The sequence below is a fragment of the Bacillus sp. FSL R9-9834 genome, from assembly GCF_038006905.1.
GTDB lineage: Bacteria > Bacillota > Bacilli > Bacillales > Bacillaceae_G > Bacillus_A > Bacillus_A pacificus.
The window spans coordinates 2,278,355-2,303,491 of sequence record NZ_JBBOWD010000001.1 but is presented as its reverse complement, the minus strand read 5'-3'; the positions used below and the strand labels follow the sequence as shown (position 1 = coordinate 2,303,491).

At 35.2% G+C, this 25,137-nt stretch carries 18 protein-coding genes; 4 read left to right on the top strand and 14 right to left on the bottom strand.

Features of this window, described 5'->3' with window-relative positions:
* Nucleotides 1-29 precede the first annotated feature (29 nt).
* From sfp to MKY00_RS11865, 9 genes are all read right to left on the bottom strand, one after another.
* On the bottom strand, nucleotides 30-779 hold the full coding sequence (sfp, locus tag MKY00_RS11905; protein ID WP_016717439.1) for a 4'-phosphopantetheinyl transferase Sfp: 750 nt from the start codon (nucleotides 777-779) through the stop codon (nucleotides 30-32).
* Between the two features lie 59 nt (nucleotides 780-838).
* The gene (locus MKY00_RS11900) at nucleotides 839-2,281 is read right to left on the bottom strand and encodes an MDR family MFS transporter (protein ID WP_016717438.1); all 1,443 of its coding nucleotides are present in this window, start codon (nucleotides 2,279-2,281) and stop codon (nucleotides 839-841) included.
* Nucleotides 2,281-2,505 (bottom strand): MbtH family protein, encoded by a 225-nt coding sequence (locus tag MKY00_RS11895; protein WP_016717437.1) that lies wholly within the window; start codon nucleotides 2,503-2,505, stop codon nucleotides 2,281-2,283. The genes MKY00_RS11900 and MKY00_RS11895 overlap by 1 nt, the downstream gene beginning before the upstream one ends.
* A complete protein-coding gene (locus MKY00_RS11890; protein WP_016717436.1) occupies nucleotides 2,502-9,659 on the bottom strand; it encodes an amino acid adenylation domain-containing protein in 7,158 nt (2,385 codons plus the stop codon). Before MKY00_RS11890 ends, MKY00_RS11895 begins: the two co-directional genes overlap by 4 nt.
* A gap of 33 nt (nucleotides 9,660-9,692) precedes the next feature.
* Nucleotides 9,693-10,586: an isochorismatase gene (locus MKY00_RS11885; protein ID WP_016717435.1), complete on the bottom strand. Its 894-nt coding sequence runs from the start codon at nucleotides 10,584-10,586 to the stop codon at nucleotides 9,693-9,695.
* 27 nt (nucleotides 10,587-10,613) lie between these two features.
* Nucleotides 10,614-12,227 carry a (2,3-dihydroxybenzoyl)adenylate synthase gene (locus MKY00_RS11880; RefSeq protein WP_061182857.1) on the bottom strand — a complete coding sequence of 538 codons (1,614 nt, stop codon included), beginning with the start codon at nucleotides 12,225-12,227 and terminating at the stop codon, nucleotides 10,614-10,616.
* 12 nt (nucleotides 12,228-12,239) lie between these two features.
* The gene (dhbC, locus tag MKY00_RS11875) at nucleotides 12,240-13,439 is read right to left on the bottom strand and encodes an isochorismate synthase DhbC (RefSeq protein WP_016717434.1); all 1,200 of its coding nucleotides are present in this window, start codon (nucleotides 13,437-13,439) and stop codon (nucleotides 12,240-12,242) included.
* A gap of 26 nt (nucleotides 13,440-13,465) precedes the next feature.
* A complete protein-coding gene (gene dhbA / locus MKY00_RS11870; protein WP_001048422.1) occupies nucleotides 13,466-14,236 on the bottom strand; it encodes a 2,3-dihydro-2,3-dihydroxybenzoate dehydrogenase in 771 nt (256 codons plus the stop codon).
* Nucleotides 14,237-14,861: 625 nt separating this feature from the next.
* Nucleotides 14,862-16,064 carry an L-lactate MFS transporter gene (locus tag MKY00_RS11865; RefSeq protein ID WP_016717433.1) on the bottom strand — a complete coding sequence of 401 codons (1,203 nt, stop codon included), beginning with the start codon at nucleotides 16,062-16,064 and terminating at the stop codon, nucleotides 14,862-14,864.
* Nucleotides 16,065-16,629: 565 nt separating this feature from the next.
* Here MKY00_RS11865 and MKY00_RS11860 point away from each other — a divergent pair.
* A complete protein-coding gene (locus MKY00_RS11860; protein ID WP_000646794.1) occupies nucleotides 16,630-16,815 on the top strand; it encodes a YkvS family protein in 186 nt (61 codons plus the stop codon).
* Nucleotides 16,816-17,026: 211 nt separating this feature from the next.
* Here MKY00_RS11860 and MKY00_RS11855 read toward each other — a convergent pair whose 3' ends face one another.
* Nucleotides 17,027-17,326, bottom strand: coding sequence for an ArsR/SmtB family transcription factor (locus MKY00_RS11855; RefSeq protein WP_000214798.1), 300 nt, complete (start codon nucleotides 17,324-17,326; stop codon nucleotides 17,027-17,029).
* Nucleotides 17,327-17,656: 330 nt separating this feature from the next.
* Here MKY00_RS11855 and MKY00_RS11850 point away from each other — a divergent pair, with 330 nt between their 5' ends.
* On the top strand, nucleotides 17,657-17,830 hold the full coding sequence (locus MKY00_RS11850; RefSeq protein WP_001142748.1) for a hypothetical protein: 174 nt from the start codon (nucleotides 17,657-17,659) through the stop codon (nucleotides 17,828-17,830).
* A 114-nt stretch (nucleotides 17,831-17,944) separates the two neighbouring features.
* Here the strand turns inward: MKY00_RS11850 and MKY00_RS11845 are convergent, their stop codons facing one another.
* The 4 genes from MKY00_RS11845 to MKY00_RS11830 form a co-directional block, all read right to left on the bottom strand.
* Nucleotides 17,945-21,034, bottom strand: coding sequence for an AAA family ATPase (locus MKY00_RS11845; RefSeq protein WP_016717431.1), 3,090 nt, complete (start codon nucleotides 21,032-21,034; stop codon nucleotides 17,945-17,947).
* Nucleotides 21,031-22,188, bottom strand: coding sequence for an exonuclease SbcCD subunit D (locus tag MKY00_RS11840; RefSeq protein WP_016717430.1), 1,158 nt, complete (start codon nucleotides 22,186-22,188; stop codon nucleotides 21,031-21,033). The genes MKY00_RS11845 and MKY00_RS11840 overlap by 4 nt, the downstream gene beginning before the upstream one ends.
* 15 nt (nucleotides 22,189-22,203) lie before the next feature.
* Nucleotides 22,204-22,443, bottom strand: coding sequence for a DUF2584 domain-containing protein (locus MKY00_RS11835; RefSeq protein ID WP_000667348.1), 240 nt, complete (start codon nucleotides 22,441-22,443; stop codon nucleotides 22,204-22,206).
* 184 nt (nucleotides 22,444-22,627) lie between these two features.
* Nucleotides 22,628-22,885, bottom strand: coding sequence for a hypothetical protein (locus MKY00_RS11830; RefSeq protein WP_001145040.1), 258 nt, complete (start codon nucleotides 22,883-22,885; stop codon nucleotides 22,628-22,630).
* A 316-nt stretch (nucleotides 22,886-23,201) separates the two neighbouring features.
* Between MKY00_RS11830 and MKY00_RS11825 the strand changes: the two genes are divergently transcribed.
* Nucleotides 23,202-24,257 (top strand): enoyl-CoA hydratase/isomerase family protein, encoded by a 1,056-nt coding sequence (locus MKY00_RS11825; protein WP_016717429.1) that lies wholly within the window; start codon nucleotides 23,202-23,204, stop codon nucleotides 24,255-24,257.
* Nucleotides 24,258-24,480: 223 nt separating this feature from the next.
* Nucleotides 24,481-25,113 carry a LysE family translocator gene (locus MKY00_RS11820; RefSeq protein ID WP_016717428.1) on the top strand — a complete coding sequence of 211 codons (633 nt, stop codon included), beginning with the start codon at nucleotides 24,481-24,483 and terminating at the stop codon, nucleotides 25,111-25,113.
* Nucleotides 25,114-25,137 lie beyond the last annotated feature (24 nt).

The window sequence follows — 25,137 nt, the reverse complement described above, 5'->3', positions numbered from 1 at the left end:
CACCTCTTCTATAAAATATTTTATTAAACTTATTTATAATTTAAAAGCGCTACTGCATCCAGCTGTATGATTTCGGTGACTTCTTTACTAAATATTGCAATTGAAGCCATATAATCTACACTTGGCCTTAAATCTCTCATCACTGTATTTTCTACTAACTCTTGTCTATCCTTAAAAACTAACAAGTTTGGAGAATCATTTGGAGCTGATATAGTAATATCCACTGGTGGAATCATTAGACCTTCACCTGTCGCCTTGAGCACAGCTTCCTTTCTAGTCCAATATGTTAAAAAACCTTCTATTTTTTGTTCATTAGGTAATTTCATAACTTGCGCTATTTCAATGTCGGTTAATACGCCTTCTGCCATTTTCATAACATCAACATTTGGATTCATTTGTTCAACATCAACGCCTACAGGTGCAGACTTTGTAAATGCAACAACAACCCAATCACCCGAATGCGAAACAGATAACTGCGGCATCCCCTCTGGTAATTGTGGTCTACCATGTTGTAGCTTACATACTGGGCACATTCGATTAATTGGAACTTGAATTGGCGACATAGAAAGCATTTTACCTAGAACTAATCTACTAATTACACAGCCTATTATAAAACGGGCACGATCTGCCGAATGATGATATGAATTTGCTTTTTCTCGTTCAACATCATTTAGTAAATTGTAATGCCATGATTGTAAATCCGAAATCCTTCCCCACCATATTTGACAATCATTCTCATTCAAAATTGGTATAGAATCTACAACTTTACTTTCTATCATGTAAACTCTCTCCTTCTAAATACCCAATGTAGATTTATTCCAAAATAATATTACCAAACTTATTCATTGACAATTTCTTTCTCTTTTTGTAATACAGGTAACGGTTTTTTCTTCTTTTTTGACATTACCTCTTTATCAGAAATACGTAAAGAAAATAGTAATGCTACGAGTAAAAATATTGCTGATCCAATTAATGCTGCTTGATATGGCAATAAATCTGAATGAGTATTATGTTGTACACTGCTATTTCCAAAACCGGCTAGTATACTAGCTAAAACAGCAACTCCTATCGCTGAACCTAATCGATTTTGCACATTAAATATAGTAGTTGCTCTCCCCATAGAAGGCGGCGTTATATTGTTAAATGCAGAAAATTGAACTGCTCCAACTGATTGGCCTAAGAAAATACCTATGCCAAACAATAATACCCGTATTTGCCAAGGGTTCGTATCGTGATTTACAAAACTTAATAAAATAAAGATAATCGCCGTACAAATTAACCCTATAGAAATTACCTTACGAGCTCCTAATTTCTTATATGACCATGGTACGATCTGTGACGATATCATTAATCCAATGGCCTCTGGGAATGTAGTAAGGCCTGATTCCAGTGCGGATACCCCTATTACATTTTGATACATAAGCGGAAAAACAAATAACATTCCTAGTAAACCAGCTGAAGAAAACAATGAAATAAGACTCATTTTTCTAAAGACTGGTTCTTTGAATAAGCGTAAATCTAGCATCGGTTGCTTTACTTTAAGTTCTACAATGATAAACAGTGTAATAAATACAATCCCAGCTATTCCAGTACTTATAACCTCTGTAGAAATCCAGCCTCTTGATGGTCCTTGACTGAGCGCATAGATTAGCATCGCAAACCCTGGTGCTGAAAAAACAAAACCGAGGTAATCAAAGCGACCAGCTGATTTTTCAATATGCTCTTTTAAAAATAGAAGACCGAATAGTAACGCCATAATTCCAAATGGTAAATTAATATAAAATGCCCAGCGCCAAGACATTTGATCTACAAAAAAGCCACCAATAATTGGTCCTACTGCCGGTGCGACAGCAATTGGCAACACAATAAACCGAGAAATTCTCGGCCTTTCCTCTGGTGAAAATGTTCGGAATAACATCGCCATCCCAACTGGTGTTAGAAGCCCCCCACCAGCACCTTGAATAATACGAAAAATATTCAATGAAGTAATATCGTTCGCTATCCCACATAACGCAGATGCGGTTGTAAATACGAAAAGAGCAGTTAGAAATACTCTTTTCGTACCGAATCGATCTCCTAGCCAACCAGAAATCGGAAGGAAAACAGCTAAGCTAACTAAATATCCAACATTAACTGTCCCCATAGCAGATGGTGGCACTTGCAGTTCCTTACTTATCGTTTGTAGTGCTACATTTACAATCGTTGCATCCATAGCAGCCATAAACATCGCTGTTATATATACGATACTTACCACTACTTTTGGATTTATTTTTTCTTTCATTATCGTTTTCCTACTATTATTTTTTCGTCAGCTTGATTATTTTTTGGATTCAAATCTTTCCAGTTATTCTCAACATATTGTAAGCAATCGTGCCTGCTAGCTTCTTCATGTACGACATTCCACCCAATAGGTACATCAAGAAAGACAGGCCAGAGAGAATACTGGCCCTCCTCATTTATTAATACTTTATATGTGTAATTATCATTTTCAAATGGATTCGTCATACTCTCCCTACCCCTTTCTTATTCTGCAAATATTTCGCTAATACTTGTCCAATTTCCGTAAGTGGCCCTGGTTGACATAAATCTTTATGTCTACAATCAATATCATGTTGCACAATTTGTCCGTCTAAATAATTTAACCACGTATTTGGAGAGATAGGATCAAACCAGTCCGGTATTACAGTAGATCTAAAGAATAAAATATCTCCGTTATAAACTTTCGGTACGTATCTCCCTAACAATCCTACCGAATTTACATATGTTTCTTTCAAATTTAAAATGGTCTCTTCTTCAAGACTTGCTAATGCACTTCCATCTTTACGAAGTATTTCAATCGCACTTTCCATCGTAAGTGGTTTGCCATCCATGTTGTCTGGATCATATCCACCTAGAGCCAGTAGTGCGATTAACGCTTCTTCTTCAGTAGGCGCTTCCGTATTCGGTAGGAAGTGACCAGGATAAGAATCTAGCATAACGAGTAATTCTACTTCTTCCCCTTCATTTTGTAGTTGCGCTGCCATTGCATGCACAACATTTCCTCCGAGCGACCAACCGAGTAAACGATATGGTCCGTGAGGCTGTACTTCACGAACGTGTTTTAAATAATCCGCTGCCATTTCCTCTAAACTTCTTGGAAGTTCTTCATTTTTAGCGATACCACGTGCTTGCACGCCGTAGATTGGATAATCTGTTCCTAAAGATTTCATAAGTCCTGCATAGCACCAACTTAATCCACCTGCTGGGTGTACACAAAATAGTGGCAATTGGTTTCCGCTTGCTCGTAACGGAAGCAACACATCGAGTGCACTTTGTCCATTTCCCACTTCAAGTCTTTCAGCAAGGCCTGCAACAGTAGGTGCTGCAAATAAAGTTCCGATATTTAATTCGATCCCAAGCGCTTCTTTAATACGGCTCATAAGCTGCACTGCAAGGAGTGAATGACCACCTAAATCAAAGAATCCGTCATCAATTCCAATTTGAGGTACACTTAGCACTTCTGTAAACAAGTCACATAACAGTTCTTCTTGCGGTGTTCTTGGTCCACGACTAGAAGATGATGCGATAAATTCTGGAACTGGCAATGCCTTTCTATCTAATTTACCGTTTGGAGTTAAAGGCAACTCATTTACTACTACAAAAGCATATGGAACCATATAATCTGGTAGACTACCACTAGCAAACAGACGCATTTCATTCGTATCAATCGCTTCATTATTTGATGCGACGATATAAGAAACTAATCGTTTATCCCCTGGTTGATCTTCCCGTACAATAACTGCTACTTGCTCAACTGTAGGGTGTTTCATTATGACCGCTTCTATTTCTCCTAATTCAATTCGGAATCCGCGAATTTTTATTTGATGATCTGCACGTCCTATATAATCGAGCGTCCCATCATGACGCCAACGAGCTAAGTCTCCAGTACGATACATTCTTGTACCTGGCTTGCCAAATGGATCTGCAATAAAACGTTCTGCAGTTAAACCTGCCCTTCCTAAATATCCACGAGCAAGCCCTGCACCTGCAACATACATTTCTCCCACTACTCCAGGTGGCACTGGTTGTAAATAATGATCTAATACGTATACTTTAAGGTCAGGTATACTGCACCCAATTAAACTGTTTGCTCGTAAAGAAACGATTGTTTCGTCTAACTCAATATAACTAACATGTACTGTCGTCTCAGTAATACCGTACATATTAATAAGCTTCGGTGCGTCATGAGGATGTCGACTATACCAATCTTCTAATCGACTTAGCTCAAGTGCCTCACCTCCAAAAACAACATATCGTAAAGATAATTTTTGGCCAATCTCTTCATTTTCACGATCTGCTTGCATCAATTGATAGAACGCTGATGGAGTTTGGTTTAAAACAGTTACCTTTTCTTTAACAAGAAGTTGTAAAAATTCTTTCGGCGAGCGACTTACAGTATGTGGAACTACAACTAAACGCCCTCCGTATAATAAAGGTCCCCAAATTTCCCAAACCGAGAAATCAAAAGCATATGAATGGAACATCGTCCACACATCGTTTCCATCAAACTGGAACCAATGATCAGTTGCTCCTAAAAGTCTTACTACATTTTGATGAGGTATCATAACACCTTTCGGTCTACCTGTTGAACCTGATGTATAAATAACGTAAGCAATATGTGATGGAGTTAATGGCTTCACGCGCTCCATTTCATCAATATTGTCTTCACTATGTTTCTCAATTTCTTCTATTACTTTTACATTATCAACTAAAACTTTTAGTGCCTCATTACATTCAATTTCCACTTCTGAATTCGTTAAAACACATGATGGTTTCGCATCGTGTAGCATAAATGAAATACGGTCTGCTGGGTAATCTGGATCTAACGGAAGGTATCCAGCACCAGCTTTAAGAACAGCTAATAAACTTACAACCATGTTTAATGATCTTGGCATCGCTAAAGCAACGAGTTGATCAGGACCAATTCCTTTTGCTATTAGGAATCGAGCTATTTTATTTGCTTTTCTATTTAACTCTTCATAAGTTAATTTCTTATTTTCAAAGACGACAGCAATAGCATTTGGATTTATATGAACTTGCTTTTCAAATAATTGTAATAATGTCATTTCTGGTACAATTTGAAAACCACCATTCCACTTTTCTAACACTGCATTTTTCTCTGCTAAAGTTAATATTTCTAATCTGCCAATGGATTGATCCGGATTTGTCGCCGCATCATCTAATAACAAAATGAATCGTTCTATTAGTTTTTGAACCGTTTCACGTTTATATAAATCGGTACTAAACTCTAGTAATCCATGTAAACCGTTCGGAGTACCATCAACCTCGTTACTCTCACTAATTTCAAATGTTAAATCAAACTTCGCAGAGCCAACACTTTGAATTTCAAGGCTCGCTTCTATATCCGGGACATCAAAGATTGCTTCTGGCGTATTTTGGAAAGCTAACATAACTTGAAATAGCGGATGACTATTTCGAGTACGCACCGGGTTTAACACTTCAACGAGTCGTTCAAATGGAACATCTTGATTTTCATAAGCTGCAAGATTTGCCTGCTTCACTCTATTTAATAATTCTTTAAAACTTGGATCTCCTGAAGTATTTGTACGTAACACTAACGTATTTACAAATAAACCGACTATGTCAGAGAGTGCATCATCGTTTCTTCCAGCAATCGGACTACCGATTGGTATATCAGTACCTGCACCTAATCTTGTAAATAGCGCACTTAGTCCTGCTTGCAATACCATAAACAAACTAACTCCGTTTTTCCGTGCGAGCTCTACTAACCTACTATGCATACCTACATCTATATGAAAATGAATGGTTTCTCCTCTGTAACTCGTTTCCATTGGACGCTGATAATCTGTAGGCAACTCCAATTGATCTGGTAATCCCTTTAACTCTTTCTTCCAAAAATCTAATTGTGTTGAAATGAGACTTTCTTGTGTAGTTTCATCCCCTAACAATTGTTGTTGCCAAAGTGCATAATCTGCGTATTGAACCGGAAGTGTCTCTAGCTGTACTTTGTTACCTTGACATCGCGCTTTATACGCCGCTGTAAAATCTCTCGTTAACGGTTGTAATGACCAGCCATCCCCTACAATATGGTGTAATAGAATTAATATTACATGTTCGTTTTCACTCACTGTAAAAAGTTGCAAACGAACTGCTGGTTCAACATCGAGGTTAAAGCTATATCTTACCGCTTCCGCAAGTGCACTTTCTAATTCACCTTTACATGTTTTTGTTCTAATCATTTCTAGATTTAAATTTTCCATATGTAAAATTTCCTGGTAGGAACTACCTAATACGTTAGGGAAAATTGTTCTAAGTGTTTCATGTTTCTCGACTACATCATAAAAGGCACCTTGCAATGCTTCCTCGTTCAACTTTCCAGACAAACGTATAACTAACGGAATATTATAAGTAGGGCTTGGACCTTCTAAACAATTCAAGAACCATAATCTACGTTGTGCAAATGAAAGTGGAACTTCATTTGGTCTTCTTACTTTCTTAATCGCTGGTCTTGCAGTTTTCGCTTGATCCAATTGTTTCGCTAATTCAGCAACAGTTGGCGATTCAAATAGTTTTCCAATTCCTAATTCGACACTTAACATTTCACGAATTCTTGCCATTAAACGCGATGCAAGAAGCGAATGTCCACCCATTTCAAAGAAATTATCATCAATGCTAATGCGAGAAACACTAAGTACTTCTGCAAATAAATGACATAATATTTCTTCTTTCGGATTTCTAGCAACCCTCTCATTGTTCATTCCATTAAAATCAGGAGCAGGTAATTTCTTTCTGTCAACCTTACCATTTGGCGTTAATGGTAATTCTTCTAGTAATACAAATGCTGATGGCACCATATAATTCGCTAAACTTTCTGAAACATAAGAACGAATTTCTGCAAGGTTAATCATTTCCTTCTCTTTGGCAACAATATACGCAATGATTCGTTTATCATTTGGACGATCTTCTCGTACCATAACCACTGCTTCCTTAACATTTTCATGTCGTTGTATTACCATTTCGATTTCAGCTAATTCAATTCGGAAACCACGAATTTTAATTTGATGATCTGCGCGGTTCATGTACTCTAAAACACCATCACTGCGCCATTTTACTAGATCACCTGTACGGTACATGCGCTGCCCTGGTTTTCCATAAGGATTTGCAACAAACCGTTCAGCTGTTAACTCTGGTTTTCCTAAATATCCGCTTGCAAGTCCTTCCCCTGCAATATATAATTCACCAATAACTCCAGGTGGAACTGGTTGTAACCCTGCATCCAATACATACACTTCTGTATTGCAAATTGGCTTTCCGATAGGAGGTATCCCCTTTTCACTTTCATCAATGTTCATGAAGGTAGACCAAATCGTCGTTTCAGTTGGCCCATATAAATTAGTTATTGAGCAGCCTAATTCTCTTAATTTATTTGCTAAATGCCCTGGAAGAGCTTCACCACCAACAAGTATATTTAGCCCTTGTAACTTCTCTGGATAATCAGTTACTAACGCCTGCCAAAGCGTCGGTGTAGCCTGCATAATGGTCACTCTTTCTTCATGTAAAAGTGTCGTTAATGCAGAAGGCTCTTGTATGTCTTCCTTTTGCGCAATTGTTAAACTCGCGCCACTAATAAGAGGTAAATAAATTTCTAGAGCAGAAATATCAAACGCAAATGTTGTAACTGCTAATAAATGATCATGTTCATGTAACGAAAACTTTTGTTGCATAGCCATTAAAAAGTTACTTAAACCTCTCATAGGAACAATTACACCTTTTGGGTTTCCTGTTGAGCCTGAAGTATATATTGTATAGGCTGAGTTTAAAAGTGATACATCATTCTTACATGCTATATTCATACGAGAAGATGTATGTAATGCTAGTTTCGTTTCTTCATCATCTAATACAATTTTTTTTATATCATTTTTTATAACTAACTTAGATGAAACAGATGAATGTGTTATGATACAAACTGGTTTTGCATCATTTACTATATAATTTATTCGCTCAGCTGGATATTCTGGATCTATTGGTAAATACGCTGCACCAGCCTTTAAAACTGCTAGCATACTAACCACTATTTCCGTTGATCTTGGAAATACTAAAGCTACAAACTGATTTGGTCGTATTCCTTCTTCTACTAAATAATGTGCTAGTTCATTCGCTCGTTCATTTAGCTCTTTATACGTAAAGTTTACACCGTCACAAGTAATCGCTAGTTTATTTGGAGTTTTTTGCACTTGTTTTTCAAATGATATAGGTAGACTGATTAACTCATCGTCTTCCTTCGTTTCATGCCATTCCAATAAAACTTTATGATTTTCTTCAGGAAGAGTAATATTTATCTTTCCAATCGACTCGTCTTTTTGATAAGCATTTATCATTAATTCTAATAATTGCATAAATCTTTCTTTATGCAATGCTAGCTCCGCACCATTATATACTTCCGGATTCGCATCAAAATGAATCATTAGCTCATTTTGATCAAAACGTTTATATACATTTATCGATAAATCATCCACAGGTCCTGCTGATAAGTTATGCGTAATACCACGATTCCCACCAAAGTTAAGCCCGTAATCAAAAGGCATAACATTCACTAACGGTCCAAATAATCTTTGATTTTCACCTAATAACTTTAAGTCTCTTCTTAATTCCTCATGACGGTATTTATGATGGCGACGTACATCTTGGATTTCTTTAGAAACTTGCTGTAATAATTCTACGAGAGTTATATTTGGAGTTACAGTAAGACGAAGTGGTACTAAATTCATTACCATACTAGGTGTATGAATAGATGCAGAACCTAGACGCCCCATCATCGGTAAACCTAAAACAATATCATTTTCACCTGTTAATTTATGCATATAAATACTTGTGACAGCGACAATGAATTCCGGCCAACTTGTTAACGAAATATTGATATCTTCTAGTAAAGTTTTTGTACTAGAACTAGATAAACAAGCTGTTTCGCGTAAAAATCCATTTGATGTTCTCGGTGCTCGTTCTGCCAAACTTACAACTTCTGGTTCATCCGCAAATTTTTCTAACCAAAAAGCACGATCTTCCTGAAATTGTTTAGACTCACGATACTCCATATCTTCTTGCACAACTTTTGCAAGAGAACCAAATGTCTTTTCATTCTTGTTTGTTTCTTCTATAAGTGATGTATACTCATTCGCTACCTTTTGGCTAAGAAGTGAAAATCCATAGCCATCCATCACAATGTGATGGATGCGCTGATACCAAAAGAAACGATTATTTTCAACTTGAATAAGTGCTTCAATAAATAAAGTATCTTTTTTCAAATCGACTGGCATAGATAAATCATTTTTCATCCATGCTTTAGCAGCCTCTTCAGGATTTTCTTCTTTACGAACGTCAATAAAATGCATATGAAACTGTGATTCTTCAATAACTTGCCATGGGCCAATTTCATCTTCTTCGAAACGAACATGAAGTGCCTCAGCTTCCATTACAACTTTACGTACTGCTAATTCGAAAATTTCTTGATTCATATTTCCGTTTATTTCTACATATTCCCCAGTATTATAAATCGGATTAAGTGGATCTAATTGTTGCGCAAACCACATGCCAGACTGCGCAGATGATAACGAATGACGAATCTTTTGACTGTTAGGCATTCTTTACTACCCCTTTATTATGTAGTCTATTTGTTACAGCACCTGTGCTGTTTGTGAAGATAGTAAACTGTACCAACCCGCAACAGTTGGACGTTCTGCTAAATCTGCAAAAGTGATTTCTTTCCCTTCACGACGCCACTTCTCTACTAAACTCATAATTCTGACCGAATCAAGCCCTCTATTTAATAAGTCCTCATCAATATCAATACTCTCTACTGGCTCACGAAGTAATTGTGCAACTAATTCATGCACTTCCTGTATAGTGATCCCTTCACTCTCATCACCTTTGACACTTTGTAAATCGTTTAACAATAGGCTTGTTGATGTCGTTACTGCACATCTATTAGATGCATACTCCAATGCTTGTTTATGATGTTCTAGTGAAAAATCAGCAACTGCATCTGCTACAAAGAACGGCTGAATACCATCCATAAATGCTTCACAAGCTGTTAAAAGGCAGCCAATATGCGCATAAATACCGCAAATAATGAGTTGATCTCTTCCTTGTTCATGTAAAATTTCTAATAGATTTGTCTTTTTAAATGCACTATATCTCCATTTTGTTAAGAATATATCATCCTCATCAGGAGTAAGTTCATCAATAATTTTCTTTTTATCTGGTCCAGCAGGAATACCGTCACCCCAAAAGTCTTGTAATAAACCTCGTTGTTCTAACGTTTGCCCACCAGGTTGCGCTGTATAAACAACTGGTATACCAAGTTCCTTACATTTTTCTCTTATCATTTTAATATTTGAAATAAGTTCTACTTTCGGTGATTCTTTATCGCTATATGCATCAAGAAAATATTCTTGCATGTCATGAATTAAAAGTACTGCACGTTTCGGATCTGGTGTCCAATTCACTTTATTTTTTGGTAGTTCTGATTCAATTGGCATTTTATATACTGAAATAGATGGGATAGCCATCTAATCACTTCCTTCCTGTTTTTATTATTATTTTACTGTAATAAGTTTTTCAGCAATGACTTTACGTAATTCTTTTTTGCTTATCTTTCCAACGCCTGTTTGCGGGAATGATTCAATAAATTCAATTCGATCTGGAATCTTATAAGCTGCTATACCGCGTTCTCTTAAAAACATTTTTAATTCACTTACTGCCGGAGCTTGTCCGCGAGCTATAACAAATGCACAAGTACGTTCTCCTAAATAATCGTCAGGCATAGATACAATCGCTACATCATGTACTGCATCATGTGCTAATAGATGATTTTCAACTTCTTCCGCGGCAACTTTCTCACCGCCACGATTAATTTGATCTTTATCTCTTCCTTCTACAATGATGTAACCTTGTTCATTTACTTTCACAAGATCTCCTGTGCGATAAAATCCATCCTTTGTAAACGATCGTGCATTATGCTCTTCTGCTTTATAATAACCACGAATTGTATATGGCCCTCTTGTTAATAAACTACCTACTTCGCCAGGTTTTACATCGTTGTCATTTTCATCAACAACTCGTACTTCATCGAGTGCAGACATTGGTCTACCTTGTGTATGAATAATAATTTCTTCAGGATCATCTAATCTTGTATAGTTCACTAATCCTTCCGCCATACCGAATACTTGCTGTAATGTACATCCAAATGTAGGGCGTATACGTTTTGCAACTTCAGCACTAAATTTCGCGCCACCTACTTGAATCACCTCTAGACTCGATAAATCGTTATTACGTGAAGATGCAGCATCAAGCCATATCATTGCTAATGGCGGTACGAGAGCAGTAATCGTAACTTTTTCTTTTTCAATAAGTGCAAACGCCTCATCTGGACTACCTCCAGTTGCCAGCACTACTTTTCCACCCGCATAGAAAGTTCCAAATGTTCCAGGAGAGCTCATCGGGTAATTATGTGCTACTGGAAGAACGGCCATATAGACACTCTTTGCACTTAAATTACAAATTTCAGCGCTAACACGTAAACTATAAATATAATCATCATGCGTTCGAGGAATTAATTTAGAAAGTCCTGTTGTCCCCCCTGATAATTGGAGAAACGCAACATCACTTGGCTGAACTTCTGGTAATGGAACGGGATCTATATATAAATCACTTATGTTCACAAATTCTTCTTCTTCTCCCACTACAATTACATGTTGTAAAGTTGGCACTTTCTCTTTCACTTCTCTTGCTAGTTTTCGATAATCAAAACCGAGAGTTTTATCTGAAATAACGTAAACACTCGCCTCACCAAACTCACAAAAATAACTAATTTCACTGCTTCGATGTGAAGGTAATGCAAAAACAGGAAGTGCCCCAATTCGAAATAGCGCAAAACATACTTCGAAAAACTCAATAATGTTAGGTAGCTGGATTACAACTCGATCCTCTTGCTTTATTCCTAAATTCAGTAGCCCTGAAGCTAATCGATCTACTTTTTTATCAAGCTCACTATACGTAATATGCGTATTACCACTTACAACTGCAATTTGATCGCCATATTTTTCAGCTCGCTCTCTTAACATCACGCCAAATGTTTCCCCAAGCCAACAGCCTTCCTCTCGATAACGATCAGCAAATTCTTTTGGCCATTTTGTATAACCTGTTAGCATTCTTTCTGCCCCCTACTTTTCATTAAGTGAACTATCATTTAATCCTAAAGCTTTCAACATTGTTTGGAACTTAGCTGATGTTTCTGCTAATTCATCTTCTGGTTTTGACTCAGCAACAACGCCCGCTCCTGCATATAAACGGAGTGTATTTTCTTGTACTTCAGCACAACGAATTGTAACAATCCATTCACCGTCTCCATTTAAATCACTCCACCCTAGCATTCCTGTAAAGAATTCACGGTCAAATGGCTCAATTTTTTGAATCGCCTCTCTCGCTTCTTCCATCGGTGTGCCGCAAACTGCTGGCGTCGGATGAAGAGCAATTGCTAATTCCAAAGAAGTAGTATTCGGATCCTTTAATTCACCTTTCACTTCAGTAGATAAATGCCACATCGCTTCACTATGAATAACGGATGGCTTTTCCGGAACATGTAATGTATGACAGTACGGACGAAGCGCTGCAGCAACTGCTTCTACTACTACCGCATGTTCATGTAAATCTTTTGGAGAAGAAAGTAATTCCTCTGCTCTTCTCTTATCTTCAACTGAATCCTCACTACGTGGCCTTGAACCAGCTAACGGATTAGAAATAACTTGCATACCATTACGTGAGACGAGTAATTCAGGGCTCGCTCCAATTAACGTCTTACTATTCTCATTTTCATCTTTCGATAAATTCACAGCAAATGTATATCCGTGCTTATTATGCGCTGCTAATTCTCGAAGAAGTTTTTGCTTATCAATCTTTTCGGAAGAATTAACATCTAACGATCTGGATAGAACGATTTTTTTTAAATCCCCGCCCTTTATTTTTGCAATTCCTTGCTTCACACCATTCATATACACTTCAGGCGCTGGTACAGGCGTCATTTCGAATGTTAAGTTCTCATTTATTTCAAGCTGATTTGTTGTATCCAATTGTAATCGCTCAGAAGTCCTACTATATTCTGGTACGATAAGTTGGACTTCTTTTCTATGATCAAATGGCAAAGCACCGACAACGATAGGATTCGGATTTCCGGCTTGTTTTGCATTACATAATACTGCTTGTACAAGCTCTGGGAAACTTTCAATTTCATGATGCTTTACTGTAGTAAACTCTCCTTCTGCTAATATCGTTCGAGTTGGTGAAGCGAAAAAGAATGAAGATTCAGTCTTATAATCTTCTAGTAATTTTTCTGACAGTTCCTTTACAGCCGTAAATTCCTTCATTGTATAGTAACCCCCTGAATTTTTTATTAAACGCCTAATGTAGCTCCGCCATCAACACATAAATTATGCATTGTAATATGACTAGCTTTATCTGAAGCTAAAAACAATACTGCTTCAGCAATTTCTGAAGGCTGTGCAATTTTTTGTAACGGTATACCGAGTCTATATGTACTTTGAGAACCAGCAATTATATTTTTTTCTCCATTCTCATCAGCCCATAGTAGCCTTTGCATTTCAGTTTCAGTAGAACCTGGAGAAACTACGTTACAGCGAATGTTGTACGCTGCAAGTTCTAATCCTAAACATTTCATAAACATCGTCGTAGCAGCTTTTGATGCAGCATATGCAGCCATCTCCATTCTCGGCGTATTTGCTGCATTTGAACCAACTGTAACAATTGCCCCTGACTTTCTTTGCATCATATGTTTACTTACTGCTCGGGACATATAGAAAACTCCTGTAGAATTTACAGAAAACGTTTTATTCCAATCTTCATCACTTAACGAGTGAATCGCTCCCATACGTAAAACCCCTGCAACATTTACTAATATATCTATTGGCGCTATTTCATTTTCAATATCATTTACCATCTGTTCAACTGCGGTACTATCACTCACATCTAAGCAAAACGTTTTCAAATGTATTTCATTTAAGAGTTCGTTTAATCCCTCTTCATTTTGATCAACCGCAATAACTGTAGCTCCTCTTTCTAAAAACATTTTGGCAACAACACTACCTATACCTTGAGCTGCACCTGTTACTAAAACAGTTTTCCCATCAAATTCCCCTAAGTTCATTTCCTCTATCCTTTCATTTAAAAATCAATCTAATTAAACAAAAAAATGATAATGATTATCATTATCGATGTAAAAAATAATACACTTACTAAACTAATTGGTCAAGTGTACTTTTCATTAAAATATTATTCATTGATAATGTTTTTCATTTAACGTTCTTACACCGAAATGATAATCTTTCTCAATAAACTTGTCAACCTATTTTTATTTTTCAGACAAAAACTTTAGTTCTTTTCAATACAATTACATCTAAAAGTATTAATAAATACTTACATTAATACTTTAATTCTTACTCCTCTTTGTAAAAATTGAAGATGATAAACTGGAGATCCCTTCAGTTACAAAGCCTTAACAAAAAATCGAGCATTTATTTTCTCAATATTTTTCTGAAAATATATCTTGCAAACATCAATGCATATTTTCTTTATTATTTAAGATTTAATACATATTTCGAATATGATGTATCGATTCATTATATTCCAATATAATCCAAATGGACATTTCACTCACTTTTATATCAAAAAAAAATAAAAAATAATTTAACCTTGTTAAAATAACTCAAAAAAAGCACCCTATTTAACAGGATGCTTTTTCGTAACTATAGTGTTATAGAAGATTTATATACTTATGCTACACTGCGATACTCTTCTTCTTGTTCTTTTTTCTGTTTAGGTGCTTGAATTAAAATTGCGATAATGAATGACACGACACATAATACACCGATCACCATAAAGGTTGGTTTGAATCCACCTAGAAGTGCACCGATAAAGGAACCTGCAAGCGCTCCAAATCCAAATCCTTGATACACAATTCCGTAATTCTTACTATGGTTTTTCATACCGAAGAAATCACCAACAATAGCTGGGAAAATAGTAATATTTCCACCAAAGCAAAACGCTACACTTGCTACACATACGAAGTAGATACCGTAATTCAAATCTACGAAACTTAGAACTAATACCGAACTCGCCATAACCACAAAAGTACCCGTAACGATTTTTAAGCGGCCGATTTTATCTGATAACGGTCCTAGAATAATACGACCTAATGTGTTAAATATTGCAACCATAGCCACCGCATTAGCTGCTGTCGCTGCGCTAAGCCCTACAAGTTGAACACCAATGTCTTTTACCATACCAATTAAGTATAAGCCACTCATACATGATGTAAATAACATGATGAATAATAAGTATACTTGTTTTGTGCCTAACATTTCTTTCATTGTATATTCATGAGTGTTTGTTTCCTGAACTGCACCTTGATCAGCAGCTTGATGGATTAAAGAAGCTCCAAGGACAATCATAGCTGTAACAATTAAACCCCAATATATAAACGCTTGCGATACACCAACTGAATCGATTAACTTTGCATTTATATATTTGAAAATTAAGCTACCTGTACCATATGCAGCTACAGATATACCAGAGATTAAACCTTTACGTTCAGGGAACCACTTAATTAAATTAGATAGTGAAGTAATATAAGCTGTACCATCTGCGTAACCTACAACAACTCCTGCTAGTACATAAAGCAATATTAACGAAGAAACTTGTGAACTAAGTACTAATCCTAGTCCTAATGCTAGTCCAGCTATCATAATAAGTTTACGAAGTCCCCATTTTTCTTGTAATTTACTTGCAAATAAAGTTGAAAATGCTAAGGAAAGACTAGTAATTGAGAAAGTTATCGCAACCGCGTTAAGACTCCAACCGTATTTACTAACTAAAGGCTGATTGAATAAACTCCATGTATATATCGTTCCAAGTCCCATTTGAACTATGACTGTACCAAGGACAACAAGCCATGGATTAACAGCTGATTTTTTCATACCTTTCCGCCTCCTCTTTCTATTTCAATGCTTTTCGCTAAGTCTTGTTTTTTTATATTCATTTTGGTCACCTCTTTTGATTTAACACCTTCATTGTATAAGATGTTTTCAGTTATGTAAGCACTTACAAGACAGAGCGTCAAAAACATGGAATCAGTTACAGAAAACGAAGGATGAAATACAAAAAACTACTTATTAAATACGTAACAGTTATTTAAATTGGTTTGTATAAGTTTGATTCACATTTGTTTTTGAACCCTTTCTAAAAAATGAAACAATAAAACCGTCTCTTTAATGTTCATAAAAGAGACGGTTTTATTAGGTCAATTCATAATCCTGACTTTCTTTATACGTTTATCATTGTTTCTTCAAATGTAACAATCGGCTCTACAAATTCCATTATAATGAAAGCATTTTTAATACGTTTTGTTAAAACTTCTTTTCATTCTGCACACATAGACAACAAATATTTTTTTGATAAATAAAACTAAATATTCACTAATATACTTATACGTGGTTTAATATATATAATAAAAAATATTTCTGTCTTTAATGAGGAGGTACTATGAAAGCAAACGTAGGGGATACTATACTTTTTCAACGAAACAATTTAAAGATTACAGGATCTGTACTAAAACTTTATACTGAATCGGTCTTAGTTGAAATTACAAATGTAAGCGGTGGTACTTTTGAATTTGAACGAACAATTGTAAATCATAAAAACTATAAAATATTAAATACGAATACATAAAGTGAAACTTTAATCAGTGGGGGGTTTTGTTCATCCCCCACTGATTATTAGTTGAACCAATCGGACGTTTACGGACAGCCCGACTCCCATCTAACTTCTTTGCTCCAACTGAATTTTGAGATGGGAGTTTTACTGTCCGTTAACACGGGATAAAACAACACAAAATAGCCCCTGCTCATCAGCAGCGGCTATTTTATATGAAAATACTTCATTAGTTTATATATCCTAAAACACTTACAATCTTACTCGCTTTTAAATTATTAATATGATAATAAATTTCTAAACCTCTTCTCTCAGCTCGTAACACTTTACCTTTCATTTTTGATAAATGTTGCGAAACAGTCGATTGTGGAATATTTAGTAATTCTGTTAGTTGTGTTACGTTACAAGTTTTTCTCGTGCTTAATTCATTTACAATTTGTAATCGGATTGGGTGCGCCATAATTTTTAAAATATCTACATCTTCTTCTGAAACTAAACTTTTTCTCATTTCACTCGTATATGTTGTCATAAGACATTCCCCTTTTATATGAATTCCTTTTATTTAGATCTATTTCCAAAATATTTAAAACTCCGACGAGAAACCTTTATATAAAAATAATAGAATTTTAAATTTTTAAAAACAGAACGAAATACAATTCACTTTATTTATTTGGTACATATACATAATACAATGTTAATATGTGCTCTATGTGAAGTTCGCATAAATTTGTAATGAAGATTTTTCAAACAATTCACATGTAACTATTCACTTCCTCCTAACACTATCCAGTGATTTTAACATATTTTAGGCATTTGTATATACTATCTACAAAATAAATGTTGTTAAGGGGGATTTCAAATGCCAACAATGTTACAAGAAGAAGTTGAAGAAGCGCGCGAAACATATGTCAGTCGTATCATCTTGGTCGGTGGATCGGCTTTATTTTTAGTAGGTGGTGTTATATCTGCAATTTCGGCTTTTAAAACTTATAACCGTTTGGAAAATACGCCGCCGTCTACAGATAACTCATAGATGAATTATCTAATTTTGAATAACAAATAAATGCCTCCTCAATACAGAGGAGGCATTTATTTTATCAAAAGTTCTATACTAAAGAATCACAAATAATATGAATTACAATTGAACTTACTTCACCACAAACCTTGTCTGACTACACCCATCCTTCTGCTTCGTTACTTCTAATACAGCTGGCATTGCGTTTTTCAGCTCTTGAACGTGTGAGATTACACCAATAAATCGGCCTGATTTTTGTAAGTCAATTAAGGCGTCAACTGCTTTCGTTAATGATTCTTCATCTAATGAACCGAATCCTTCGTCGATAAACATCGTTTCGATTGAAATACCGCCTTCATACGCTTGAATCACGTCTGCCATGCCGAGCGCTAAGCAAAGTGAGGCATTGAACTTCTCGCCGCCAGATAATGTTTTTACATCGCGTGTTTGGCCTGTGTATGCGTCGTATACATCTAGACCTAATCCACTTTGACGATTTCTCTTTTCAACTCGTTCACTTCGTTTTAAATAAAATTGTCCATTTGATAATTTACGTAATCGCTCATTTGCGATTTGAACAATTTGTTCTAAATACTCAATTAAGATGTAACGTTCAAATGAAATACGGCTTTCGTTATCACCTTTCATTACTTCATATAAATCAACAAGTTCTTGGAATGCTTTTTCTTCCTCATGAATTTGTTCATCAATACGTCTAATATTTTCATGTAAATCAGAAATATATGCGACAGCACTTTGCGCACGTTGACGTTTTTCTTTAATGATATCAAGGTTAATTTCTAGATCTTTTATATGTTCACCTAACGCTGTAATATCCATATAATCTTTATCTTTTAATTCACCCTGTAACTCTTCAATTTGTTTCGCAAGTACTTCAAGAGATGAATAATAGCTTTGAATTTCTTTTTGTATCATTTCCATCTCAGCATCACTTAATTTAGCTTCTTTATACGTAGATTGATCTGTAAATCCGCTCTGCTCAAGCTCTTTCATAAAGCGCGTGAAAGTCTCTTCTTTCTTCGATTTTGCACTTTCAAATTGAGTAGAAGCACCTTCCTGTTCTGCGTGAATGCGTATATTTTCATTTTGCCAATGTTGATACGCTTCCTGCACTTTCTTCCATTCGTCCTCCATTAATCTGAGTTCATGCATAGCTTGATCAAATTGAACTTTCCAAGCTTGGACTGTCTGTAAGTTTTCAGGAATGTTTTTCTTATCATGTTCATATGACGTACGAAGCTGCATACAATCCATTTCGATACGGTGCTGCTCTGTTTCTACTTCACGTTTTTGTTTCTGAAGTGCATCTACTTTTTCTTCTACGCTTTTTATTTTCACAGCTATTTGCTTACGCGTTTCTTCACTAGCTTTTAACGTATTCACTTCAGTTGCTAATTGTTTTCCTTTTTGAACAAGCGCACTATATGTTTCAACTAATTCTTCCGATTGGTAGCCTCGCTTCTTAACCTCTTCTATTACTTGTTCATATTGATGATGATAGAAATTCCATTTCTCCTCTACTTGCACATGTAATTTTTCAGCAATATTCTTCTTATCTCTTAAATCGTTTAACTCTTTTTCATCGATTGCATCACTTTGCTCTGTAGCTTTTTTCGGATGGTTCGTACTACCACATACTGGGCAAGATTGGCCATCATGTAGATGAAGAGCCAATATACCAGCTTGTTCACTTAACCAGCGACGTTCCATATTCTCATATGCATGAACTGCCTCTTGCATCTTAGTAAATGCGGTTTCTTTTTCTTTCTCGAATTTTTGTTTTTCTTGCCATACATCATATGCTTGCTTTAAAACTTTTGCATCTTCTCGCATATTCGTTAGTTCTTCTACTTTATCTACATATTGTTCAAGTGCTCGCTCTAATTGCTGTAATTCACTAGACATTAGCTGTTTTTGATCTGTATGCTCTTCTAATTGTCGATCTAAGTTTTGCATACTTTCTTTTAATTTTCCTATTTGAATTTCTGCATTTTGTAAATTCAACTGTTTCTCAGCTAATGATGCAATAATCAATTGTAACTCTTCTAATCTTTGAACGAGTTTTTTTGCATTTTCTCTCTCAGGCTCTTTATTCTTTACCTCTTCATATTTCTCCTGAGTAAGTTCGAAGCTCTTCGTTATATTTTCTTTTTTGGCGATTATTTGTTTTAACAAACTTTCAACCTTCTGCTCATTTTGCATCGCTTCTTCGTGCCATTGTTCAAATGGTATTAAGCGCTTCGCTTGTTCCGCACGCTTAAAAGATGTTTCTTTCATTTCAATAACTGTACGATTTTCTTGTAAAGTATTATATTTCTCATTCTTTTGTTGTAAATCTATAAATTTCTCATTTACAGACTTCGCTGCGTGAAAACGTGTTTCAGCATCTTTTAATTGCTTCGTTTGAACATCTTGTTCTACTTGTAATTGCTCAACTTCTGCCTTATACACAGCTATTTCTTGTTCTAATGCTTCTACTACTTGATGCGTATTTACATGCTCTTGTTCCACTAATGTCTCTAATAATGCGCCATCTCGAATCGGTAATTTAAAAACATTACGAAAATATAGCTCTCGCTCTTTCTGTTTTTCTTGTAAGACGTCTTTCCATTGTTTTCGTTTTTGATCAAGTAACTCTCGCATTAACTTATAACGATCTGTTTTAAAAATACGACGCAAAATTTCTTCTTTGTTTTCAGTCTCAGATGTTAATAGTTTTCGGAATTCACCTTGCGGTAACATAACAATTTGACTAAATTGATGTTTACTTAAACCAATTAAATCTTCTACTTTTTTATTTACATCCGTTACATGGAAACGATCAACAGCTGGAACCTTCTCTTCATCGATTACTTCATATAATTCTACTGCATGTCCCGTAATCGTCTTGTTCCCTTGTTTTTTATGTCCCAGTTGTCGTTTTATTTCATAACGTTTCCCTTTTAATTGAAAGGTTAGTTCTACACTTGTATACACATTATCATCAGCAAATTGACTGCGGAGCATACTCGTATCACTTCGTTCTTCTCCGCTTGCTTCACCATATAACACATAACAAATCGCATCAAAAATCGTTGTCTTTCCAGCGCCTGTGTTCCCAGAAATGGCGAAAATACGATGCTCTCCCAAATCGTCAAAATCAATTACTTCTTTCTGTTTATACGGGCCAAATGCCGTCATAATAAGCTGAATCGGTCTCATCCTCGTTCACCTTCCCGTTCTTGCACTGTTTGTAATACTTCTACAAATAGACGTTCTTTCTCTTCTGATAAATCTAAACCTTTCATTTCTTTATAAAAAGCTTTTAATAGTGATAAATCATCCATTTTATGTCTTGAAACCGTTACTTCATTTGACTCTGTGAACTCTCGTCTTTGAATAGATCTTTCAACATGCATTGCATTTGGATATACAGAGCGTATTTTTTCCATTGGCTGCAAGACAGGATTTTCATCTAATAATTTTACAAACACGTAATCTTCACTTACTGGATGCTGTAATAATTCATCTATTTTCGCTTCTACTGTTCGCATTTTACGACGTGGTGTAAGTAACCTTTTTTCAATTGTTGCTTCACCTTGCTCGTTCAGCTCCACAATATAGTATCCTTTTTTATGTTTTTCTTCAGAAATAGAATACGCAAGTGGCGAACCTGAATATCGAATTGTTTCATTACGTACGAAATGCGCTTGATGTAAATGTCCAAGCGCTGTGTAATGAAACTTATCAAAATAATGACTATTTACGTATTCAGCACCACCAATTGAAAGCGGTCGTTCAGCATCACTGGTATTCTCTTCCGCTTCCCCAGCAGAAGTTACAAATGCATGACCAACAAATACATGTCTCGCTTCTTTATCCATCGTTTCAGAAAGCTCATTCATAAAAATACGCATCGCATCATCATGAGAACGTACGTCTTCGTTTTTCAATACATGTCTAACTATACTTGGATCCGCATATGGAACGAGATGGAAGTGAACCTCGCCATATTCATCATTTAAAATAATTGGTTCATAGGGAAATTGAAATTGCCCCACAATAAATAATCCTTGTTTCTTCATTAAACTACTTCCAAAATGAATACGATCTGGACTATCATGGTTTCCTGCAACTGCAATAACTGGCGTTTGTAAATCAATCACTATTTTTTGCAGCACATCATTTAATAAGTCTACTGCTTCTGTAGGTGGAATTGCTCGGTCATATAAATCCCCTGCAATAATTACGGCATCTGGTTTTTCTTCTTCAACGGCTTGTACAAACTGATCTAATACAATCTTTTGATCTTCAGTCATATATACGCCATGAACAAGTTTTCCTAAATGCCAATCGGCTGTATGAAATAACTTCATGGTTTCCTGCTCCTTTTAATTTACTGAATTTAATGATACAAGTTGATAGTTTATTGTAGTTTTTCCGTTCTCCCATTCTAACTTTTGTATCATTGCACTACCGATTCTTTCTTCATTTGATTTATATAAAGGTAATATTTCTTGAACTGTAAATAAGTGATAACCATCCAATTTTAATTGAAATATGTTTTCTTCTATATGTAATCTTACTTCTTTTTCATTTGAAATAATTTTTGTGTGCATCTCAAATTTCATGATAGATACAACCCCTTTTTCTAATCTCTACACTATTAATAGTATATTGGCTATGCAAGATTGACAAGTAAATACACGGTAAAGTACATACTTTTCTATTGCCATATGTTTTTTTATTTTCACATACAATACGGTATGTGAAATTTTATTCGTTACAAAAATAAAGATGTCTCATGTGACATCTTTATTTTTGAATAAAGTCTTTCATTACATAATATAAAACTGTAATGAAAACAATCGCTACAAAAAATGAAAATACTGCGACAATGTAGCCATCTTTATTTAATAAAATGCAAAAAGAAATAGATATGATAAAAATCGGAAATACAAGTCGTACTTTATCCTTCACTTCCTCTGTCGTATCTGTATGATGAAAATACTGCGTTATCCCTATCATTAAAGAAGACAAAATAATCACCGACAATAGTAAAGGTACTGGCATTCCGATTTCTCCTTTCTCTATTTCTAATGAAAAGCAATTTTTCTTTCATTATAATCACTTGAAATACTCTTTTCGAAGTGATTATATACAATTTACACATATATAATAGCGTGTTTCTCATGATAACTTCAAATAATTACAATTACAGTAATGTTGTAATATTCATTTTCAACCTCCAAAATCCTGCAAATATAACTCGTCAAAATATGCAATGAGTAAATTAACACGTACCGCCAACTTTAGACAAAATTTATAAAGGACATTTCAGTACGTATAAAGAATTAAGAATAAGAGGATATGTAAGGGAGGATGAATTATGACTGAACACGTTTTATTTTCTGTTAGTGAAAACGGCGTTGCATCAATTACTTTAAACCGCCCAAAAGCACTTAATTCTTTATCTTATGACATGTTGCAACCAATTGGGCAAAAACTGAAAGAGTGGGAACATGATGAGCGAATTGCGCTTATCGTATTAAAAGGAGCTGGCACAAAAGGTTTTTGTGCAGGTGGCGACATTAAAACTCTATATGAAGCACGTTCAAATGAAGCTGCATTGCAGTATGCGGAACGTTTTTTTGAAGAAGAGTATGAAATTGATACATATATTTATCAATATAAAAAACCGATTATCGCTTGTTTAGATGGAATTGTAATGGGTGGTGGTGTCGGTCTTACAAATGGTGCGAAATATCGAATTGTAACAGAGCGTACGAAATGGGCAATGCCAGAAATGAATATTGGCTTCTTCCCAGACGTCGGTGCTGCTTATTTCTTAAATAAAGCTCCAGGGTATGCTGGCCGATATGTTGCTTTAACAGCATCTATTTTAAAAGCTTCTGACGTATTATTTATAAACGCTGCTGATTATTTTATGGAATCTGATTCATTACCAAATTTCCTTACTGAACTGGAAAGTGTAAATTGGCATAAAGAAGATGATGTACATACTCATTTAAAAGAAGTCATTCGTACATTTGCAACTGCTCCAACATTAGAAAGCGAGCTTGCTCCTTCATTAGAAGAAATTAATTCACATTTTGCATTCGATACAATTGAAGAAATTATTCATTCATTAGAGAAAGATCAAAGTTCCTTTGCTTTAAAAGCGAAAGAAACGTTATTATCAAAATCTCCTATTTCACTAAAAGTAACATTAAAACAGTTTATTGATGGACAAAATAAGTCCGTAGAAGAATGTTTCGCTACTGACCTTGTACTTGCTAAAAACTTCATGAGACATGAAGATTTCTTTGAAGGAGTACGATCTGTTGTCGTTGATAAAGACCAAAATCCAAATTATAAATATAAGCAGTTAAGTGATGTTTCAGAAGAAGATGTAAATAGATTCTTTAACTTACTTAATGCGTAAAGTGAAAATTTAATAAGTAGGGTTTATCTCCCTCTTATTATTAGTAGAAGCAATCGCCCTTTCATACGGGATAAAATTGAGGCTATATAGTCGTATAATTACACGCCTATATAGCCTTTTTCCTATTTAATAAATTTTAATAAAATTTAATTTTATTAAATCGAATTATGTGCTACACTATTTTTAATTAAATATTCTAAAAATAAAAGAAGGAGGAGCGACTATGATTGAAAATTATTTTCTTTTCATCATTATGTCTATTTGTCTTATTATTTTACCTGGTCCTGATACTGCAATGGCTACGAAAAACACATTAGTTGCTGGTAAGGTAGGCGGGGTGAAAACAGTGTTCGGTACATGTATTGCACTATTGATTCATACTTTAGCAGCAGTAATCGGACTTTCCGCACTTATTGTAAAGTCAGCTCTTTTATTTTCTATTTTCAAGTACGTTGGAGCTCTATATTTAATTTATATTGGTATTAAAGCCCTTTTAGCAGTAAGAAATAAAGAAGGCGTCAATACGAACGATATATCTTTGAATAACGCAAACGAGCATACTTCTTGCTTTCGCCAAGGGTTTCTTACAAATTTATTAAACCCTAAAATCGCAGTCTTCTTTTTAACATTTTTACCGCAATTTTTAAATCCAAATCATAATACGTTTATCCAACTTCTTATAATGGGCCTTACTTACCTAGTTTTAACAGTTATTTGGTTCGCTTTTTATATATTTTTAATTGATAAAATTAGTGCTTTTATGAAAAAACCGAAGACACAACGTTATATTCAAGGGTTAACGGGAATTGTCTTAATTGGTTTTGGTATTAAACTAGCTTTTGAAAAAAGCAATTAACAAGAAGAAAACCACCACTATTCA

Excerpts from the sequence above, each read along its gene's own strand:
- MKY00_RS11900 (WP_016717438.1), bottom strand. The coding sequence starts at position 2,281 with ATGAAAGAAAAAATAAATCCAAAAGTAGTGGTAAGTATCGTATATATA.
- MKY00_RS11890 (WP_016717436.1), bottom strand. The coding sequence starts at position 9,659 with ATGCCTAACAGTCAAAAGATTCGTCATTCGTTATCATCTGCGCAGTCT.
- MKY00_RS11830 (WP_001145040.1), bottom strand. The coding sequence starts at position 22,885 with ATGCCAGTACCTTTACTATTGTCGGTGATTATTTTGTCTTCTTTAATG.
- MKY00_RS11865 (WP_016717433.1), bottom strand. The coding sequence starts at position 16,064 with ATGAAAAAATCAGCTGTTAATCCATGGCTTGTTGTCCTTGGTACAGTC.
- MKY00_RS11860 (WP_000646794.1), top strand. The coding sequence starts at position 16,630 with ATGAAAGCAAACGTAGGGGATACTATACTTTTTCAACGAAACAATTTA.
- MKY00_RS11880 (WP_061182857.1), bottom strand. The coding sequence starts at position 12,227 with ATGCTAACAGGTTATACAAAATGGCCAAAAGAATTTGCTGATCGTTAT.
- MKY00_RS11885 (WP_016717435.1), bottom strand. The coding sequence starts at position 10,586 with ATGGCTATCCCATCTATTTCAGTATATAAAATGCCAATTGAATCAGAA.
- MKY00_RS11895 (WP_016717437.1), bottom strand. The coding sequence starts at position 2,505 with ATGACGAATCCATTTGAAAATGATAATTACACATATAAAGTATTAATA.
- sfp (WP_016717439.1), bottom strand. The coding sequence starts at position 779 with ATGATAGAAAGTAAAGTTGTAGATTCTATACCAATTTTGAATGAGAAT.
- MKY00_RS11835 (WP_000667348.1), bottom strand. The coding sequence starts at position 22,443 with ATGAAATTTGAGATGCACACAAAAATTATTTCAAATGAAAAAGAAGTA.
- dhbC (WP_016717434.1), bottom strand. The coding sequence starts at position 13,439 with ATGAAGGAATTTACGGCTGTAAAGGAACTGTCAGAAAAATTACTAGAA.
- MKY00_RS11840 (WP_016717430.1), bottom strand. The coding sequence starts at position 22,188 with ATGAAGTTATTTCATACAGCCGATTGGCATTTAGGAAAACTTGTTCAT.
- MKY00_RS11850 (WP_001142748.1), top strand. The coding sequence starts at position 17,657 with ATGCCAACAATGTTACAAGAAGAAGTTGAAGAAGCGCGCGAAACATAT.
- MKY00_RS11845 (WP_016717431.1), bottom strand. The coding sequence starts at position 21,034 with ATGAGACCGATTCAGCTTATTATGACGGCATTTGGCCCGTATAAACAG.
- MKY00_RS11825 (WP_016717429.1), top strand. The coding sequence starts at position 23,202 with ATGACTGAACACGTTTTATTTTCTGTTAGTGAAAACGGCGTTGCATCA.
- dhbA (WP_001048422.1), bottom strand. The coding sequence starts at position 14,236 with ATGAACTTAGGGGAATTTGATGGGAAAACTGTTTTAGTAACAGGTGCA.
- MKY00_RS11855 (WP_000214798.1), bottom strand. The coding sequence starts at position 17,326 with ATGACAACATATACGAGTGAAATGAGAAAAAGTTTAGTTTCAGAAGAA.
- MKY00_RS11820 (WP_016717428.1), top strand. The coding sequence starts at position 24,481 with ATGATTGAAAATTATTTTCTTTTCATCATTATGTCTATTTGTCTTATT.